Source organism: Micromonospora sp. NPDC049900 (genome assembly GCF_044461025.1).
In the GTDB taxonomy this organism is placed as follows: Bacteria; Actinomycetota; Actinomycetes; order Mycobacteriales; family Micromonosporaceae; genus Micromonospora.
The window spans coordinates 185,574-204,872 of sequence record NZ_JBITKM010000009.1 but is presented as its reverse complement, the minus strand read 5'-3'; the positions used below and the strand labels follow the sequence as shown (position 1 = coordinate 204,872).

Below are 19,299 nucleotides of genomic sequence, written 5' to 3'. Positions count from 1 at the left end.
CCAATGAGACGGGGAAGGAGAAGCGGCAGCGGTGAAGGGGGCGGCGAACTGCGGCGGGCGACCGAAGGCCGCGCCCCCCGTCCGTCCGTCCGTCCGTCCACACGCCCGTCACCGGACCAGTGGCGACGGCCACTCATCGGCTCTGCGGACCGTACGGCCCATCCCGGGATCGAACGGGGATCAAATGATCAAGGGCTCGTCCACCACTGCTCGGTGAACAAGCCCTTGACCTGCTACTTAAGGGTGGAGCCGAGGGGACTCGAACCCCTGACCCCCACACTGCCAGTAAGGTAACGATCCTGTCACGCCATCCCGGCCAATGTCAGCACATGCGCTGAACAGGCAATATTTAGATCCGCAGATCACGTCTGATGCCATCGAGTATCGGCCGATGATGGCTACTTGATCTTGAGGTGTGAGCATGCGCGTGAGCACAGAAAATGTGGGAGGCCGGATGCCACCCCGTCCGCTCCCGCGTCGCCCACAAGCCAGCCCGCCACAGCCATCGACAACTAGCAGATGAATATCGATCTTGATCACAGGCGTGCTCACAAGGCTTGCCGGCGGGCAGACCGGCGGGCGGGTCAGCCGGTTGCGCGTCCGCCATTCCGGGTCGGTGCCGCGGCCACGGCGTCCGCGCTGGGTGAGGGTGCGGCGTTCGCATGAGCCATCAGCGGGCCTGTCCAAGAAGTCGGGCGAATGGGGTGGCAGGAGTGTTATCCCTGGCCATTACCGCGACGCCGGCTCCTGCAAGGTGGGCAACCGCAGCCGTGACGATGGCAGTCGCCATGCCGTGGTGCATCAGCGGGACGGCCGCAAGCGCGCCCAAGCCCGAAGCGGTGATCTTCAGGCTGGCTCCAGTGGTGAAGATCTGGGTGCGCAGTCGCTGCGGCGCCTCGGCGTGGCGGATGTGAAGCAGCGAAGCCAGCTGCGGGCCGTCACCGGCACCGACAATGACTGCGGCGACCAGTGTCGCAGCGGGGTTGTTGATCAGCAGCATCGCGATCCCGGTTGCGATCGCAGCCGTGCTGGCTGTCAGGACCGCTGCCGGCCGGCCGAGCCCATCCCGGCGGGCGAGGACAGCGTTCGACACCAGAGCGGCACCCGCCAGGACGGACAAGATGAGCGACCCCGCGGCCGGTGACCCGAACCTTGCCGCGCCGATACTCGGGACCATGACCGCGAAGATCCCGAAGCCGAAGAACGCTATGCACGACGACGTGGTCGCCCACCGAAGACGGGGCTGGCGCACGATCGCCAGCATTCCCGACCGCAGGTCACTCAACGGGTGCGGACGACTCGTCCGCGCGTCGACAGCCGCCACCGCGTCGGACGGGGTGGGGCCGGGGTGGGCCCAAGGAGCACACATGCTGCCGATCGCGAGCAGGGCGACGGTGAGGGCCAGCGGTGCAGCCCTGCCGCCAACCGCGTACGCGACACCCGCCAGAGCGGGGCCGACCAGCCCGGCGACGCTGTACGAGCTGGCGTCGAACACGACCAGTCGGCGGGCCTTCTGCGGGTCCGAAGACGTCAGGCTTGCCGACCAACCACCTGCCACGGCGGGCCCGAAGAGTCCGGTCGCTACTGCCAGGACCATCGTCAGGTGGTCCTGGCCCGCGTGCATGCTCGCCCCGATAGCCACCAGGCCGAGGGTGAACGCCACCAGCGACAACGTGAGCGGTGCAGCGGAGCGACCACGGTCGATCCACACCCCCAGCAACGGGCCGCCGACGGCCGCCGCTACGGCGAGCAGGCCGAAGACCGCTGCCCCCTCGCCGCGGGACGATTCCGCGAACGCGAACAACAGAACGGCTGTCCCGGCCATCTCGTTGCCAACCCTGGACGCCAACGCCCCGGTAGAAGGCACCGTCCACACAATGTAACGGTTTGCCACACGTAATACGTTACGATCAACGCATGTCGCGATTCAAGGCAGGTGCCGTGCATGCAGTCCAGCGATGCGCGGACGTGATCAATGCGGCCAGCCGGGACGACGGCGCGCTGACTGAAGCGCTACACGCTTCCGGGGAAGACCTCACGGACCTGACCACCGAACAGGCACGCCACCTTCGCGACTCCGCGACGGCGTTGCGCGCCATCGCCGCGGCCGGTTCCCTCACCGAGGCGTGCGAGTTGCTGAACACCGTGCTCGCGGGATGCCGCGCGCCACGCCTCACCGCACACGAGGACACCACGCCGTGGCACCTACACATCGACAGCGACGACGACGCCGAATGGGGCGAGTGGTTCCTTGCCTCCTCAGCCATGGCCCTCGCCATCACGATCACCGAGACCCAGCAGCCACCACTCGGCATCTGCCAGGGCACCGACTGCGACAACGTCTTCACCACACACAGTCCCGGACGAACGCGACGCTACTGCTCGCCTACCTGCTCCACCCGAGCGCGCGTAGCCGCTCACCGATCCCGTCTCTGACGCGCGCACCCTCAACCAACGTGCCCAGTCAGTACATCTAGACACTCCGATGAGCTGCGAGCTCCCTATATCCGGGCCGCCGTCAGCCGCGAACCCCACTCAACTTCGAAGAGCCGCAAAAGCTCAGCCGATCACCGGTTTAGGGTGGTGCAAATGAGCGGCAGCTACGATCCCGAACCGGCCCAACATAGGGTCCACGAGTTGGCAGCCGTGTCGGATGCCGAGTTAGCCGCCGATATTCGGGCCGCATACGCATCGAGTTCTGTCTCCAGTTCGTGATCACATTGGCGCTCCGGCTGGCCGAGGCGGACTCTCACCTCGCGCCGTCAGCCTGGCTCACGGACCGAAATTGGACACGGCGCGGGCGCGGATGACGAGCCCTTGTCGCTGGAGCGCCGCCGGTTATCCGGTTGTCGTCGGGCGCAGAATGGTTGCATGAGCGTCAAGATCGGGGCGCTGTGGTGGCGGTCAACCGTCCGCCGCAGCATCGGTGTAGAGGAGGCGATGCGGGGATGACCACCGCAGAGCAGAGTCCTCCCTCTCGTTTCCTGCCCGAATCGGCGGCGGCCGTTCGCGACATGGTGAAGAAGGAGCACTACCGCAGCGAGGCCATGCCCGTGACGGTCCCCGACGAACGCGGACGGTTCGCGCCGGCGCTGCTGCCCGAGGTCTTCCCGGTCGTCGTGGATGCGAACGCTCTCCGGGATGACCTGCTGCGAGTCGCTGCCGGTAAGCCCCGCACGTTGATGTTGAACGCCGCCGACGGCGGCGTGCTCCGTCTCTTCTGCGCGCCGCACGTCCTGGACGAGGTCGAACGGCACCTGGTGAAGTGGTCGGCGCAGAGGAGCCTTGATCCCGGTGTCGTCCGAGCGGCGTGGCAGGACAGCATCGCGCCCCTTCTTCGGTGCGTGGAGGTACCTGCCGGGCTGACGACCGTGGCCGAGCAGCAGCGTCTCGACTACCTCAACCAGCCGCCCACCGTCAGCAGGTACTGTGATCCCGACGACGTCCCCACCGCAACCCTGGCGATCCTGTTGAACGCCGCACTGCTGAGTAAGGACCGAGCACCGCTGCGGGCGGTCTACGGGCATCCGTATGACCACGTCGCCCACGCTCAGTGGCAGAGCGAGCTGAGTGCCGTCGGCGATCTCGGCCCGCTCGGACGGTTCGTCCACACACTTGAATCACTTCTCGGCCTGGTCGGCTCCGGCGTCTTCCATGGGATCGCCGCTGCTGCTCGCCGGGTGCCGTGGCCGTGGCTGGTGGTCGGCACGCTGACTACCGCCGGTGCGGTCCTTTACCTCGTCGCCCCCGAGACCAGGACCAAGGTACAGGCCGCGTTAGGTACCGGGCTGTCGTCCGCCGCTGTCACCGTTGCAGAGGTCTTGACGCAACGTGATGCCGCACGGAGGCAGTTCGAGACACTCCAACCAGTTCAGCCCGACAGCGACGAGATCACCAGGCACCGCGGTCCTTCGGCTGCCCTGGCGAGGGCGTGCCTTTACCGTTTGGCACGCAGCCCACACAGTGATCAGAGCGCACGAGGTCTTACCGCACTACTACGGCACACGGACGATGTCACCGCCAGCGAGGCGAAGGTGCGTGCCACGCTGCGTGCCCTCGACGCCTTCGCCGAGCCGTACCGCGGCCGTTTCCAAATCGGGCAGCCGGCTCGGCTGCATCTTGGCTGATGAGGCTCATCAAGGTCGTCGTTCTCAGCATCGGCCAGCTTTTACTCCCCGCCGCCTGGCTCCCGTGCGCCCGTCCGGCGAAGTGGTCCGTGAGCGCCAAGGAAATCGATCATTACCTGCACCGCGTCGCCGGCTTCCCAGTGGCCTGGTGCCGCACCACGATGCGCGGCGTCGTTGCGAAGGTTGTTAAGCCAGCGCAGCCGATCGACCGGGACAGCGAGCTGAAGGCCAGAGTGCTCGGCGATCGAGATGTAGTCGCCGAGAGCTGTCCGCCCGCCGATACGTCCTCGCTGCCTTTCGGGCAGTTCGTCGGCGCGGCTACGGACGAGGCGGCCGAGGGCAATCTCAAGGGCCGTGGCTGCGTCGATGATCGCACGCCGGTTAGCGTGTCGCCTGTGCGCGGCCCGTGAATCACGGCTGAGCACCTCTTCGAGTGGCGGTTCCCTGCCGTCACGGACAAGCCCGAGGATGAAAGCCCACTCCTGCCCGGAAAGGGGACGGACGCGAGGTGTAGTGATCTTGAAGCCTAACGCGTCGTCGTGAGGAGGCTCGATAAAAGTGAGTCCTGTACCAACTAACTCTGCGTCGTAGACACGGTGATTGGGGTCGAGGTCTTGGCCGGTCACGATCTCAGCCCAGGTGCGCAGGTCATCGAACCACGTGTTGATGTATTGGGCGAGCTGATGCTCGGGCGTGAACCACGGCTTGTGGTCGTAGCTTGGGCCTTCGACGTCGGTCACGACCACCCGATGCAAGGCGGTGGCTGGCCGAAGCGACTCGGGTACCTGAGCGGCGTACTCCTGCGTCCACACCACCTGCTCGCCGACCGACTCGGTACGCGACTCGACGCCGAGCACAGGAGGAGGTCCGCCAGAAGGTGGCCGGTCAACGGGCATCACGACGTTGAACCGGAGCTTGTCGTAGCCGGTAGGGTAGGTCGCATCGAGCGCGTCGCACATCACCCAGATGTGCATCGGCAACTCAAAGATCGCTTTTACCTCCATGTTCGCCCCTTCACAACACACCTTCCGTTCGACCTCGTTGGCACGCGATGCCTTACCGTAGATACTCGACTTAGGGTCGGCGAATAGCCGCACATGGGCCCGCCGAGGTATCGGCCGGGCTCCGCAGCCCTCGCCAGGCAACGTCATGGACTTGAATCGTCGCAGGCCAAGTGGCCGGGTTACCGAACGCTGTTCGGACTCGATGCAGTGTTACTTACCTTGCAGCGGACCAGTCACAGTAGATCATGGAATCATCAGGAGGCAGAGCGCTGCGATGGTGCTACCAGCAACGATGTCTCGTTTGGCGATGAGTTGCGGAACGTCAGCTAGGGGCACCCACGCGACCTTCTGACTCTCGTGTTGATCTTTAGGGCAGCCGATGTATTCGGCGTCTTTAGCGGTGTAGATGTGATGTTCGCTGGTCAAGAGGCCGGGCGAGGGTTGCGTGTAGAGCAGTGGGATGATGGGGGCTTGGGCTCGCCAGCCGGTCTCTTCTTCGGCCTCCCGGGCAGCCGCGATGGCCGGGTCTTCGCCGTTGCGGATGCTTCCTTGGGGGATTTCCCAGCCCCAGGTGTCTGTGATGAATCGGTGTCGCCAGATCAGGAGGACTCGGGCGTCAGTGATGATGGCGAGTCCGGCGCCGGGGGCAGCGGTGCGGATGATGCGGTGGTCGAGGTGGCGGCCGTCGGGTAGTTCGACGTCTGCGCTGGCAACGTGGACCCATTGATCGCGGTAGAGGGTTCGTTCGGAGTTGACTTTCCAGCGCATCAGGTTCCTGTCGGGTCGGTGTCGGTATGGTGGTGGGCTCGTTCGAGGAACGCGGCGACGGTGGGTTGGGTTGCGTGGGGTTGGAGTGCGGCGGTGACCTGGCGGATGCGGTCCGCGAGCCGGCCGGATTCCATGCCCGTGAGCCTGTCGAGCATGTGGTGGGCGGTGGTGATGGCATGGTCGAGGTCGCCTCGGGCGGTGAGGATGAGGGCGAGGCCGGCATGGCGGTGCACCTGTCCGCGGAGATGGGTGGTGTCGGCGGTGCGGACGGATTCGGTGGCGTAGGTGTGAGCGGCGGTAAGGTCTCCGAGGCGACGTAGGGCTTCGGCGACCTGGGTTTCGACGAGGCCGGGTTGGACGTAGGACACCTCGGCGGGTCCGGTGCCGGGGTCGAGGCGTGCGGCGAGTGTTTCGGCCTGTCGGAGGTGGGGGTGGCTGCCGGCCTTGTCGCCCATTCGGGCGTATGCCTTGCCGGCGAGTGCGTGGAGGTCGGCGGCCAGGGCGGGGGAGATCACGTGACCGGCGGCGCGCAGGGCTGCTTGGCTGTACTGCACGACGAGGCGGTATTCGTCGAGGTGCAGCATCTGGTTGGCCATGACCGCGATGACGTAGGCGCCGAGTGGACGGTCGCCGGAGGCGTTGGCCAGGCGTAGTGCGGTGAGCAGATGGCGTTGGGCGAGGGGTTGGCGGTTGGCGTCGTAGGCGCAGACTCCAGCGAGAGCGGCCAGCCCTGCGACGGCCTGGAACAGGTCACGGCCCCGACGATTGTCGTATGCGGCGCGCAGCAGTGGGGTGGCGTGGCTGGTCAGGGTGGCCACGATGCGCGCTCTGACGGGGATGCCGCCGACCCGTCGATACATCTCCTGATACTGGACTCGGGAGTGTCTCAGGCGAGCCACATCGGTGGCGTCAACGCGGCGCTGGCTGGGATGATTTTGGTCGTCGTCGAATGGGTGTTCCCAGTCCCACAGCGCCGCTATGGCCTGCGCGCCGGTCAGGACGGTGGTGGGATGCTGGCCTTTCTGATCCCCCCGCCATTGCGCAACGGCACGGTCGATCAGGTGCGGCAGGGTCGAGGTGTACTGGCCAGTTGGTTTACGGGTCATGCCGATGTCGGCCGGTGTAAGGCTCATGCCCAGTCGGTCGCCGAGGATCCGGCAGATCAGCAGCGGCACCGGCTCGCGGGGAATCGCGTGGTCGCGGATCCACCGGGCGACGGACGCGTGGTCGTAGCGCAAGGCACTGTCGAGGCTGGTCAACCGGCGGGCCAGACCGGCGTGAGACAGGCCAGCGCGGTCGAGGAGAGCATCGAGCAGGATGTTCGCCTCTGCCATTCGCTCAGCCTAGAGTCCGGCACCGCCTGAAGCGACGGGGAAGTCGTACTCACACCCTGTGTGAATGTGCCACATCGACGGTCCACAACACACCCTTCCGGGAAATCGACAGCGACCCATACCGTCGATACAACCCGGCGCGGCGGTCGACACGAAGGTTCGCTCGACGGCCGCGCCGGTGCATTCTCCGGAAAGTGAAGAGGCGGTAATGCCGTCGGCATCAGGACCCGCGCCGATGACTCCCCGCGAGAGATCCACGCTGTCCTACAAGCTCCGATTGGAGAGCCATGCCTCAGAGAGAAACAGTGCCGGGGATGGGGGATCTTTCGTTCGTCTGGCTGGAGATCACCGGCAGGTGCCAGTTGAACTGCTGGCATTGCTACGCCGATAGCGGCCCGGCCGGTGGGCACGGCTCGATGACATCCCAGGACTGGCGGCGAGTGATTGACCAGTCGGCAGAGCTGGGTGTCAGAATGGTGCAGTTTATCGGTGGAGAGCCAACGCTGCATCCCCACCTCCCGGATCTACTCGGGCACGCTCTTTCAGTCGGCATGCAAGTGGAAGTGTTCTCCAACCTGGTGCACGTCACGACGGCTTTGTGGGAGCTGTTCGATCAGCCCGGGGTGCGGCTGGCCTGTTCGTATTACTCGGACCAGGTCGGGCAGCATGCTGCGATCACGCGCAGGGCGGGCTCGTACGCCCGCACGAGGGCCAACATCGGTGAGGCGGTACGCCGGTCCATTCCGCTGCGGGTCGGCGTGATCGACATGGGCGGCGGTCAGCGCGCGGACGAGGCGGTGACCGAGTTGCGGGACTTGGGCGTGGCCACGGTAAGTCTGGACCGGCTCCGGCACGTCGGCCGTGGGGTCCGCGGCGGCGCCGAAGGTGTGGAGCAGTTGTGCGGCAACTGCGCCTCGGGGGTGCTGGCGGTCGGAGCCGACGGCGTGGTCTGGCCGTGTGTGTTCTCCCGCTGGCTGCCGGTCGGGAACGTACGTGAGGCTGACCTTGCCGCGATCCTGGCTGGCCGGCGTACGCAGCAGGTGCGGGCCGAGCTGGAGGCGGTTTTCAGCAAGCAGCCGTGCGCGCCGCGTTGTGCGCCAGCGCGGTGTCAGCCAACCTGCGCGCCGTCGTGTAGCCCGTCGTGTAGCCCGTGTGCGCCGTCAAAGCGATGCTGGCCGTACTACCGCTGAGATCCATTCGGATGCGCTGGCTGGTGTGGTGGATTCGCCGTGACCGGTCTGGTGGGGTGATGCTGGCCAGGTGAAGCACACAGGGTGGCTGCCATGCGAGGACCATTGGCCAGACGACGACGCGGATGACCACCGTCTACGGCTCGCGGGAGTGCTGCGCAGGGCCGCCGTCGAGCTGCGGGTTGACCTGATCGGTGAGCCCCGATTCGGGTGGCGTGACCGGTCGGTCGGAACGCGAGTCGATGACGCCGGTCGCGATGGATGGCTACGACTGGTGAGCGAACCCGTTGACGGGGATCTCGGGGTGTTCTGGGACGGCAACGCCACCGCCTCGCAGCAGTTGTCCGGCCTGCGGGTTCCCCGGGTGTGGCGCGACTGGGAAACCGCGGAGCGCGACCTGCGGTTCCGCGCAGAGTTGATGAGTTACCTCAACGAGCCGACGTGCAGTCCGAGCGCAGCGCTGAGCGCCGTACCGACGCTGAGTGAAACGTGGTGGATGCGTCTGGCCGGGGCTCTGTCCTACCTATCCGAGATCAGCACCGACCGGATTGCGGTGGATATCGAGCGGTTCACGTCCCGGATCGAGATCTGGGACGGAGCCATACCCGTGTCGGTGCAGCGGTGGGTGCCTGCGCACGCGGACCTGCACTGGGCACAGGTGACCACCCCTGGCTGTTGGATAATGGACTGGGAGGGGTGGGGTGTGGCCCCGGCTGGATTCGACGCGGCCAGTCTGTACCTTCACAGCCTGGCAGTCCCACCGGTCGCCGAGCTGGTGCGCACCCGTTACGCCCATGAGTTGGGTGCTCATGACGGCATGCTCAGCCAGCTCTACATCGCCAGCCGGATGCTCGACCGTGGGGACCTTGACGACCATCCCGCCGAGATCGCGGTACTCGCGCACGCCGGCACCCTGTTACGAGCTTTGGGTGCCGACCCTGGCTCGTACCAGCATCTAATTCGCCTGGTCAAGCGTGCCAATCGGTGACTGCCAAACCGGTGGCATGGAGGCAGTGGCCGCCCCGCTGCGCACGTGGTCACCGGTCCGCGAGCAGGTGGTGCAGGAAGCGTCCCGGATCGGCTAGGAACGCCCGTGTCAGGGTGACCGGTTCGGCGTGGTCGTAGTCGACCGGTCTGATGGTGCCGTCGCGTTCGATGTGCAGGATCGTCGCGTCGGGGCAGGCGAGCAGGATCGGTGAGTGGGTGGCGATGAGGAACTGACAGCCGTCGGCGACCAGATCGGCGATCCGCAGCAGCAGCGCCAGGCAGCCGTGTACGGACAGGGCCGCCTCCGGCTCGTCGAGCAGGTACAGGCCCTGCGCACCGAACCGGTGGTTGACCAGGTCCAGGAACGACTCGCCGTGCGAGCGGTGGTGTGGGGAGACGCCGCCGTAGGCCCCCAGCAGAGGTGGAGAGTGCGGGTCGGCGTCGAGACGTTCGATCTCGGTGGCGACGTTGTAGTACGACTCGGCGCGCAGGAAGAACCCGGTGCGGGGTGTGCGTCCGGCGACGCGTCGCAGCACCAGATGCTCACCGAGCGGGGACTCGGTGGCGCGGGTGGCGAACCGGAAGGAGGTACTGCCGCCCTCCGGGTTGAATCCGGCGGCGACCGCGACCGCCTCGACCAGAGTCGACTTGCCGGTGCCGTTGTCACCGGTCAGCAGGGTCACCGGGGTGGTGAACTCGACGCCCGGATCGGCAAGCGCGCCCACGGCCGCCATGGTGTACGGCCACCGGCCACGATCCGCCGACGCGAACACCCCGGACGGCACGTAGGCGCCCCGCACGAACACCGCCGCTCCCCTCCCCTGTCGGACCAGCCGTCGGAGCAGCCCACACGCCCGGCACCCTGCGGGAGCAGGTCGCCGGTTTCCACGCGATCAGGCCGTCGCCACGCTACCCGGAACACCGCGGTGATGCCGCCGGCATCACCGGCTGTCTGTGCGGCAGGTCGTCGGGTCGCGGGATGCCGGGTCAGATGATGGAGCTGGGGCGGTCGCGGAGCCGGACGTCTTCTCTGTTCTGTAGGTAACTCTGGTGGGAGACCTCGACGAGGGTCGCGGTCTGGTGGAACTGCGGGAGGGTGGTCGAGCCGCAACTGATCATCGTTGAGGTAATTTTGGTGAGGGTGACGGAGACGTTGTCGTAGAGGCTGCCCGCGTAGGGGACGTATCCGTCGACGCCTTCTTCGAAGACGAGGGCTTTGCCTTGTCCGTAGCGGGCGGCGTTGCGGGCGCGTTGGCTGCCTTCGCCCCAGTACTCCTTGAAGAGTTGGCCGTCGACTTTGACGAGGGGGGCGGGGCTTTCGTCGTATCGGGCGAAGTAGCGTCCGAGCATGAGGAAGTCAGCGCCGAAGGCCAGGGCGATGGCCATGTGGGAGTCGTGGAGGACACCCCCGTCGGAACAGAGGGGGACGTACTGGCCGGTTTCGCGGGCGTAGGCGTCGCGTTCACGGACGACGTCGGCGAGGGCGGATGCCTGTCCGCGGCCGATGCCTTTCTGGTCGCGGGTGATGCAGATCGAGCCGCCGCCGATGCCGACCTTGACGAAGTCGGCGCCGGCCTCGGCGAGGTAGCGGAAGCCGCGCCCGTCGACGACGTTGCCGGCCCCGATGCGGACGGTGTCGCCGTATTGCTCGCGGACGAAGTGGAGCACGTTGCTCTGCCAGGTGGAGTAGCCGTCGCTGGAGTCGAGGCAGAGGATGTCTGCTCCGGCGTCGACCAGGGCGGGGATCCGCTCGCGGTAGTCGTGGGTGTTGACGCCGGTGCCGACCATGAACCGCTTGTTGTTGTCGATGCTTTCCCGGCGGAACTGCTTGTGGAGTTCGTAGTCCCTGCGGAGCACGATCGAGGCGAGGCGTCCGTCCTCGTCGACGATCGGGAGGACGTCTTGGCGGGCGTCCCAGATGAGGGTGTTCGCGTCGGACAGTGAGATGCCGGTGGGTGCGGTGGCGAGTCCTGCCGCCGGACGCATGCGGGATTCGACGGTGTCGTCGAGGTGGTGGCGGTGGACGTTGAAGTCGCTGGTGGAGATCAGACCGAGGAAGACGCCGCTGGGGTTTCCGTCGTCGGTCACGACGGCGACATCTCGTTCTGCGGCAGCGAGGAGGTCACCCACCTCGCCGAGGGTGGCGGAAGGTTTGATGTTGATGTCGCTGTGCCGGAATCCGGCCTTGTGCCTTTTCACTGCGGCCACCATGTCGGCCTGCGCGGCGATCGGCTGGTTCTGGTGGATGAACGCCAGCCCGCCGCACTGGGCCAGGGCGATGGCGAGTCTGGGTGAGGAGACGGCTCCCATGATCGCGCTGACCAGCGGGACGGCGACGCGCAGTGCTGAGGGCTCCCCTACCCGGTGACGCACCAGCGGGGTGGACAGGTCTACCCGGTCCGGGGTGCACCGCTCGTCGGTGAGGTTGGGCAGGAGCAGGTACTCGCCGAAGGTGCGGGAGATCTCGGGCAGGATCCGCACTGTGTTACTCCTTGAAGATCAAATGCTGCGCTGCGTGCGCGATCGGAAAAAGCTATCAGGCCAGAACGGGTGGCTGATAATTCGCATTTCGTGACACGCCTGCGAGCGGGCGGTTGCCGTCACTGGTCACCGGTCGACGGTCTCGTCGTGGGGGTGTTGGTGCAGGAGCGTGGTGATCTGTTCGAGTGCGGGTCCGGTGAGCATGCTTTCGTGGTCGCCTTCGACCGTGGTCACTTGTGTGTCGCGGCTTCGTGCCTGCCAGGTCTGCGTCGCGTTTTCGGTGCCGGCGGTGATGGTGGTCGGGAGGACCAGGCGCAGCCGTGCGGCGTGACCGGCCGGCTGCCAGGCGGACAGGGCGGCGTGGCAGGCGAGTCGGAGGCGCATCTGGTGTAGGAGGGAGTCGTGCTGGCTGCGCCAGGCCGGTGTGTGGGCGGCGTGTGGGGCGAAGATCGCCACGAGGGCGTCGGCCCGGTCCGGGATCGTCAGGGTTTTCGTGGTGTCCAGGGCGTCGGTGATGGCGTGTCGGGGCTGGGGCGGCCAGCCGTGGCTGGTGAGGGCGTACTGCGTGTGGATGACGAGGGCTTCGTCGGCGTCGCGGGGTTGCTCGGCGGGGGGCGGGTCGAGCAGGAGCAGATTCTCGATGCGGTGGTGGTCGCCGTCGTGCTGTGCCTGCTGGGTCATCTCGTAGGCGATGACCGCGCCGAGGCACCATCCGGCCAGGCTGTATGGGCCCTCGGGTGTGACGGCGCGGAGGCGGTCCAGGTAGGTGTGGGCGATGGCGGGCACGGTGTGCGCGTCGGTGGAGCCGTCGTGGGGCAGGCCGTAGCAGTCCCAGCCGGGGCCCAGGGCCGCGGCGATACCCGTGTACCAGTCGATCTTGCCGCCGACGGGGTGGATGAAGAACAGGGTGCGTGCGTCCGGCCGCACGGGGCCGGGGGTGAGGGCGATGAGTCGGGCGGCTGCCTCGATCTCGCTGGTGAAGCGGTCGGCCAGGTTCTCGGCGGCGTCCGGGGTGAGCAGGGTCTGGTCGATGAGGAATCGGCAGGACAGGATGCCGTCCGGGTCGGCGGCCACGGTGAGGTCGATCGGGGTGGGTAGGACGTTGCTCGCGGCGATGGCGGCCCCGGCCGGGCCGAGAGCCGGGCGCAGGATCCGGTCCGCTGCGGCGGGTGGCTGGTGGCCGAGGTAGTTGACGGTGATCTGCGGGGTGGGGATGGCGGCCAGGTGGCGTCCGAGTGGGGACTCGGGGTGCAGGTGGCGGGCGTGGCCGAACCCGGCTCCGCCGTCGGGGACCGCCGCGAGTTGCCGCTGAAAGTCGGCGGCGACCTCGATCAGCCGTCCCGGGCGCGTGTCGGTGGCCGTGAGCAGGGCCGGGTAGAGGGTGGTCAGCCACCCGACGACACCCTCAAAACCGGCGGTTCCGTGGTGGGTGCGGCCGTGGCCTTCGAGCAAGACGTACAGGTCGGGGCTGTCGGTCAAGGGTGCCAGCGCGCGCCGGAGTGCGGCCAGCAGGATGGCCTGAGCGCCGACGCCGTGCAGCCGATGGGCATCGCGGCGCAGGTACCTGCCAGCGTGGCTCGACAGGCGTCGCTGGACCCGGATCCGAGTGCTGATCGGAGTTGGGGGGCCACCCGAGCCGGGACCGGTGAGGACGGGTTTCGCGGCGGCGGCCAACTCCTGCCAGTGGCGGTCCAGTGCCTGGCCGGCAGCGGGCGGGGTCGTGGCGGTGGGCAGGCCGGGTGCGGTGCCCGTGGGCAGGGGGTGGCCGGTACGCAGGAGGCGGTAGGCCCGTTCGATGTCGTCGATGACGATCTGCCAGGACACCGCGTCGATGATCAGGTGGTGGGCGATCAGGTACAGCCACCGTGCGGGGCTGTCGGTGTCCCGCACGATCGTGACCAAAGCCAGGCGCCCGGTGATGCCCAGCCGGTGGTGCAGCCCTTTCAGGGCGGTGTCCAGCCGTGCGGACGTCGGGCGGTCGCCGGCCGGCGGCAGGGTGTGCTCGTGGATGAGGTCGCCGGGTGCGGCGTCGTCCAGGACGGCGCGCCATCCGTTCTCGTCGCGGGTGAAGCGGGTGCGGAAGGCGTCATGCCGGTGCAGGGCCCAGGTCACGGCGGTGTGCAGGGTCGACAGGTCGCAGGTGTCGGTGAGGGTGAACAGTCGTGCCTGGTGGAAGTGGTCTGGGTCATCGAAGTTCTGGGCGAAGAACCACGCCTGGATGGGGGTCAGTGCGAGGGGCGTGCCGCCGGCGCGCCGCGTGGTGGCGGCGGTGTCCTCGTCGGGGGTGGTGAGCGAGCGGTCCAGGGCACGGACGGTCGGCGCGGCCACGAGCTGTGCGACGGTCACCTCGACGCCGAGGTCACGGGCGCGGGCTGCTGCCTGGATCGCCTGCAAGGAGTCGCCGCCGCAGGCGAAGAAGTCGTCGTCGAGGCCGAGTTCGGGTCGTTGGAGCTGCTCACGCCAGACCCGCAGCAGTCGGTGCTGCCGGTCGCTGGCCGCTACGGCGGTCAGCTGCGGCGTCTGGGTCGAGGTCGGGGCGGTGAGTGTGCTCAGGCGTTCCGGCTGGAGTTTCCCGGACGCGGTGCGGGGAAGCGCGTCGACGACGACGTATCCGGCCGGGGTCATGTAGGCGGGCAGGCGCTGCGCGGTCCAGGTGCGCAGCAGGTCCGGCGATGCCGTGTCGGGGTAGTCGGTGGCGACGACGGCGATCAGGTGTCGGGCCTCGTCGCGGCCGTGGATGGTGACGGTGGCGTCGGTGACGGCGGGGTGCTGGCGCAGGCAGGCGGTGATCTCGCCGAGTTCGATGCGGTACCCGCGGATCTTCACCTGGTCGTCGAGGCGTCCGAGGATCTCGTACTGGCCGGCGTGCAGGCGTGCCCGGTCACCGGTGCGGTAGAGCCGCGTCCCGGCCAGCGGGCCTCGGTGCGGGGTCACGAATCTCTGTCCGGTGAGGTCGGGTCGGCGGTGGTAGCCGGCCGCGACACCGGCGCCGCCGATGCACAGCTCGCCGGCGGCCCCCACGGGCAGGACGTCGCCGTCGGCACTGAGCACGAACATGCGGTTGTTGGTCAGCGGCAGGCCCACGCCCACCCGCGTTGCCCCGCCGGGCGAAGGCGGGTGCAGTCGGGCGACGGAGCACCAGACGGTGCCTTCGGTGGGGCCGTATTCGTTGTCCAGGGCGACGTCGGGCAGGAGTCGGGCGTGGTCGCGGACGTCGTCGGGTCCGCATGCCTCCCCGCCGATGGCCACGACCCACAGGGACGGCTGCCACCCGTGGGGCATCGTGGCGCGCAGCGCGCGGTAGAACGACGCGGTGACGTTGACGTGGGTGACCTGGTGCCGGTCGATCAGGGCGCGGATCTGCTCGGGATCCTTCGCCTGCGCGGCGGTTGCCGGCAGGACGATCGTGCCGCCGGTCCACAGCGTCCACATCATCATGTGCGGTGCGACGTCGAAGATCACCGGCAGAGTGATCAGGGTCCGCGCGGGCGCCTCCGGGCCGAGGGCCGCAGCCTCGTGATGACGGGTACGGGCGTGCACGGCGGCGCAGGCGTTGCGGTGGGTGGTCACGACGGCTTTCGGGGTGCCGGTGGACCCCGAGGTGTAGACGAGGTAGGCGCGGTCGTCGGGACCGGCGTGGGTCGCGGCCGGTGTGGTGCTGGCGCTGGTAGGGGTGGGGCCGTGCGGTGGGTCGTCGGCGTAGATCAGGGCCACGCCGGTGGGCGGCCAACCAGGGTCGCCTGCGGCGCGGTGGGTGGTGACGAGCACGCGGGCGTCGGCGTCGGCGAGCATCAGCCTGGTGCGGGCGGCCGGTTGGGTCGGGTCCAGGCAGACGTACGCGGCTCCCCGACGCAGGATGGCCAGGATCGTCGTGATCAGTTCCACGCCCGGCGGGCAGGCCACCGCCACGATGTCACCGGACCGGACTCCGAGGGCGGTGAGGTGGTGCTGGAGCACGTCTGCGCGCCGGTCGAGGTCCCGGTACGTCCAGCGGCTGTCGGCCTGTTCGAGCGCGACGGCGTGCGGGTGGGCGGCGGCGGCCGAGTCGAAGCCCGCGTGCAGCGTGTCGAACGGGACGGCCTCGTGCCGGCCGGTGCCCAGGGCCAGAATTCGGGCGGTCTCCGACTCACCGAGCAGGTCGAGGTCACGGATCGCCCTGTCGGGTGTGCGCGGCAGGGTGTGCAGGATCCGCTGATAGCCGGTCAGGAGTTCCGCGGCGGTGTCCGGGTCGAACAGGTCGGCGTCGAACTCCCACAGGATGCTCATCCCGGGCTGGTGCTCTGCCGTGCCGGGGGTCGGCGGGTCGGGAACGCACACGACGTTGAGGTCTGCCTTCGCGGTTTGGTTGTGCTCGATGACCAGTTCCCCGCGCAGTGGCCCGACCCGGAAGTCTGGTCGGGGGGTGTCGTGGAAGGCGAACATGAGGTGGAACAGGGGGTTTCCGGGGTCGCGGGGCACAGGCAGGTGCGCCAGCAGGTCCAGTAGTGGCAGTTCCTGGTGGTCCTGCGCGCCCAGCAGGGCGGTCATGGTGGTGTGCAGCAGTGCTGCGGTGCTGGTGTCGGGGTCGATGGTCAGGCGCAGTGGCAGCGCGTTGACGAACATGCCCAGCAGGTGCTCGGTGCCGGCCTGCCGCCGGTTGACCAGGGCCGAGCCGATCACCACGTCCTGGGTACGGGTGTGCTGCCACACCTGCACGGCGAACGCGGCCAGGAACACCGCGAACCTGCTCACCCCGTGTGCGGCGGCCAGCACGTCGAGGCGGTGCACAGTCTCGGGTGGGATGTGGGCGACCAGCCGGCCGCCGCGGTAGGTCCGCACGGCCGGACGGGGCCGGTCGGGGGTGAACGTCGCGCCGTCCGGCGGGCACCCGTCGAGCCGGGTGCGCCAGTAGGTGACCTGGTCGGCGTAGTCGGCGCTGCTACGCCATGCCTGGTACCAGGTGGCGTAGTCGCGGTATTGCACGGGCAGCGCGTCGAGTTGCGGGACCTCGCCGTCGAGGATCGCCCGGTAGGCGTCGCGCAGCTCGGTCAGGAACAGTTGCGCGGACCAGCCGTCGTGGGCGAAGTGATGCTCGACCTGGAGCAGTCGCCATGCGTGCGGCCCGAGCCGGAACAGGTGCCAGCGCACCAGCGGCAGCACCGCCACGTCGAACCCGGTGGCGACCGCCGTCTGCATTCGGGCGGCCAGCTCTGCCGCCTGGGCGTCCCCGCCGAGATCGCTGAGGTCGACCAGGTCCACCCGGGCGGCCCACGGCTCGTGTACGACCTGTACCGGCCCGTCGGGACCGTCGTGGAACGTGGTCCGCAGGATCTCGTGGCGGGCGACCACGTGGGACAGGGCTGCCTGGAGGGCATCGAGGTCCACCGGGCCGAACATCCGCAGGGAGAACTGGGTGCTGTACGCCAACGCCTCGGGCGCCATCTGCGTCAGGACCCAGATCTGGCGCTGTTGACCACTGAGCGGCCATCCGCTGCCGTACATCGTCTCGGGCCCACCAGTGTTCGGGCGCAGGGGTGGCCGGCCCGAGGGTGCTCCCTGCCGGATCAGGTCGGCGATCTGGGTAATGGCGGACGCGTCGAACAGGGCGCTGAACGACACGTCCACCCCGTGATCGCGGGTGATCGCGGCGGCCAGCCGGATCAGGGCCAGTGAGCCGGCTCCCAGCGTCGTCAACGGCTGGTCCACCGGCACCGAAGCGACGCCCAGGATGCCGGCCGCCGCCCTGACCAGCGCGTCGTGTAGCGGATCCGTCGGCGCGTCGACCGTGGAGGCAGCGGCGGCGAGGGGCGTGGGGGCGGGCAACCTCGCCTCGTCGATCTTCCCGGCCGCAGTGCGGGGCAGCTCCGGCAGCACCACGTACGCCGACGGGACGAGGTACGCCGGCACCCGATCCCGCAGGTACCGGTCGCAGTCACCCGTCAACTGCTCTTCCCTGTCCGGGCCCGGCACCCCGTCGCGGGGGGACGCCGCGCCGCCGGGCTGCGGTAGCGGCACCAGGTAGGCCACGAGGGTGCTCGACCCACCGTCGGTACCGCGTCGGCCGGTGACGTGGGCCTGCATGATCCGGGGATGGCCCATCAGGACGGTCTCGACGTGGCCCGGCTCGACCCGATGTCCGCCGACCTGGATCTGCCGGTCGGCCCGGCCCAGGAACACGAAGGTCCCGTCAGGGTTGCGTTCGGCGAGGTCTCCGGTCAGGTAGGCCCGCTCCCCCGCCGGCAGGGTAACGAACCGCTGCACGGTCAGTCCGGGATTGTTCAAGTAACCGAGCGCGAGGTTGGCTCCGGTAATGGCCAACTCGCCAGGCCCGGCAGTGGGCTGTCCGTCGGGGTCCAGCAGCAGGTAGGCCGTGTTGCGCCCCGGGAAGCCGATACTCATCGGCGCCGACCGGGCGTCGGGTCCGTCGTAGAGCAGGGCGTAGCTGGAGCAGACGGTGGCCTCGGTGGGGCCGTACTCGTTCACCAGGGACACCGTCGGCAGCACGCGGGCATGCCGGTCGATCAGCACGGGGCTCCAGCGTTCACTGCCGATCCCGACCGCCACCAGGCTGGGCGGCGGCTGGTGGGCGGCGCGGTCCAGGAACACGCCGTACAGCGACGCCGGATAGATCAGGTGCGTGATGTCGTACCGGTGAATCAGGGCCACCGTGGCGGCGACGTCGGCGAGTCCGCGCGAGTCGATGACCAGGGTGCCGCCGGACAGAATCGTCCAGAACAGCACGCCGGTGGTGAGGTCGAACGCCGGAGAGTGCAACAACGGCACCCGTCCCGCCGGCCCGTACCGGTCGACACGAGCGGCCGTGGCGTTCAGCAACGCCTCGTGCGGCACCACCACGCCCTTGGGTCTGCCCGTGGATCCGGAGGTGTAGATCACGTACGCCGGGTCCTGCGCGGCCGGCGCTACGGCAATCGCGGGGTGGACGTCTGACGGGCGATTGGTGATGCCGGCGGCATCACCGTGTGCCGCTGTGGAGGCTTCCAGGGCAGCGAGGGCGGAGCCGGTCAGGTCGGGATAGGTCAGGACCGGGGCCTGAGTCACCCCACGCAGACCGCCGGCACGGTCGCTGCTCGTGACGACCATCGACGGCCCAGACTCGTCGAAGATCTGCCCCAGATAGGTGTCGGGTGCGCCGGGATCGAGCGGCAGATACACCGCACCCGCAGCGACCACACCCAGGACGGTGGCCACGAACTCGGGGGACCGATCGAGCACCACGGCCACGATCGGACGTGCTCCGGCGGTCCGCGTCCCGCTCAAGGAGCGCACCGCCCCGGCGACGGCGTGTGCGTGAGCGGCTACATCGCGGTAGGTCCACGTGCCGGCCGGAGTGATGATCGCCGGGGCGTCCCCGTGGGTCCGGTAAGCCGTCTCCCACGCGGCCGTCAAGGTGGAAGACGTGAGCACTGCC

General features: G+C 68.5%; 11 protein-coding genes. 4 read left to right on the top strand and 7 right to left on the bottom strand.

All coding sequences use genetic code 11. From position 1 onward, the window contains the following. Positions 1–670: 670 nt before the first annotated feature. A complete protein-coding gene (locus tag ACIBMZ_RS20970) occupies positions 671–1,867 on the bottom strand; it encodes an MFS transporter (RefSeq protein WP_396696266.1) in 1,197 nt (398 codons plus the stop codon). Between the two features lie 50 nt (positions 1,868–1,917). On the opposite strand from ACIBMZ_RS20970, the gene ACIBMZ_RS20965 reads away from it, so the two are divergent. Both ACIBMZ_RS20965 and ACIBMZ_RS20960 read left to right on the top strand, forming a co-directional pair. Beyond that, on the top strand, positions 1,918–2,436 hold the full coding sequence (locus tag ACIBMZ_RS20965; RefSeq protein ID WP_396696209.1) for a CGNR zinc finger domain-containing protein: 519 nt from the start codon (positions 1,918–1,920) through the stop codon (positions 2,434–2,436). A gap of 512 nt (positions 2,437–2,948) precedes the next feature. After that, positions 2,949–4,127: a PIN domain-containing protein gene (locus ACIBMZ_RS20960; protein WP_396696207.1), complete on the top strand. Its 1,179-nt coding sequence runs from the start codon at positions 2,949–2,951 to the stop codon at positions 4,125–4,127. 41 nt (positions 4,128–4,168) lie between these two features. Here ACIBMZ_RS20960 and ACIBMZ_RS20955 read toward each other — a convergent pair whose 3' ends face one another. The 3 genes from ACIBMZ_RS20955 to ACIBMZ_RS20945 all read right to left on the bottom strand — a co-directional run bounded on the left by ACIBMZ_RS20955 (position 4,169) and on the right by ACIBMZ_RS20945 (position 7,233). Continuing rightward, positions 4,169–5,131: a hypothetical protein gene (locus ACIBMZ_RS20955; protein WP_396696205.1), complete on the bottom strand. Its 963-nt coding sequence runs from the start codon at positions 5,129–5,131 to the stop codon at positions 4,169–4,171. A gap of 243 nt (positions 5,132–5,374) precedes the next feature. Next, positions 5,375–5,899: an NUDIX hydrolase gene (locus ACIBMZ_RS20950; protein ID WP_396696203.1), complete on the bottom strand. Its 525-nt coding sequence runs from the start codon at positions 5,897–5,899 to the stop codon at positions 5,375–5,377. Then, positions 5,899–7,233 carry a hypothetical protein gene (locus tag ACIBMZ_RS20945; RefSeq protein WP_396696201.1) on the bottom strand — a complete coding sequence of 445 codons (1,335 nt, stop codon included), beginning with the start codon at positions 7,231–7,233 and terminating at the stop codon, positions 5,899–5,901. The genes ACIBMZ_RS20950 and ACIBMZ_RS20945 overlap by 1 nt, the downstream gene beginning before the upstream one ends. Positions 7,234–7,547: 314 nt before the next feature. Here ACIBMZ_RS20945 and ACIBMZ_RS20940 point away from each other — a divergent pair, with 314 nt between their 5' ends. Together ACIBMZ_RS20940 and ACIBMZ_RS20935 are read left to right on the top strand one after the other, a co-directional pair. Next, a complete protein-coding gene (locus ACIBMZ_RS20940; RefSeq protein ID WP_396696199.1) occupies positions 7,548–8,423 on the top strand; it encodes a radical SAM protein in 876 nt (291 codons plus the stop codon). Positions 8,424–8,697: 274 nt separating this feature from the next. Further along, complete coding sequence (locus tag ACIBMZ_RS20935) at positions 8,698–9,411, top strand: hypothetical protein (RefSeq protein ID WP_396696197.1); 714 nt, start codon at positions 8,698–8,700, stop codon at positions 9,409–9,411. Positions 9,412–9,460: 49 nt separating this feature from the next. On the opposite strand, the gene ACIBMZ_RS20930 is transcribed toward ACIBMZ_RS20935, so the two are convergent. From ACIBMZ_RS20930 to ACIBMZ_RS20920, 3 genes are all read right to left on the bottom strand, one after another. Further along, positions 9,461–10,216, bottom strand: coding sequence for an AAA family ATPase (locus ACIBMZ_RS20930; protein ID WP_396696195.1), 756 nt, complete (start codon positions 10,214–10,216; stop codon positions 9,461–9,463). Positions 10,217–10,397: 181 nt separating this feature from the next. Then, positions 10,398–11,891: an IMP dehydrogenase gene (locus ACIBMZ_RS20925; RefSeq protein WP_396696193.1), complete on the bottom strand. Its 1,494-nt coding sequence runs from the start codon at positions 11,889–11,891 to the stop codon at positions 10,398–10,400. 126 nt (positions 11,892–12,017) lie between these two features. Beyond that, on the bottom strand, positions 12,018–19,295 hold the full coding sequence (locus tag ACIBMZ_RS20920; protein ID WP_396696264.1) for an amino acid adenylation domain-containing protein: 7,278 nt from the start codon (positions 19,293–19,295) through the stop codon (positions 12,018–12,020). Between the last annotated feature and the right edge of the window lie 4 nt (positions 19,296–19,299).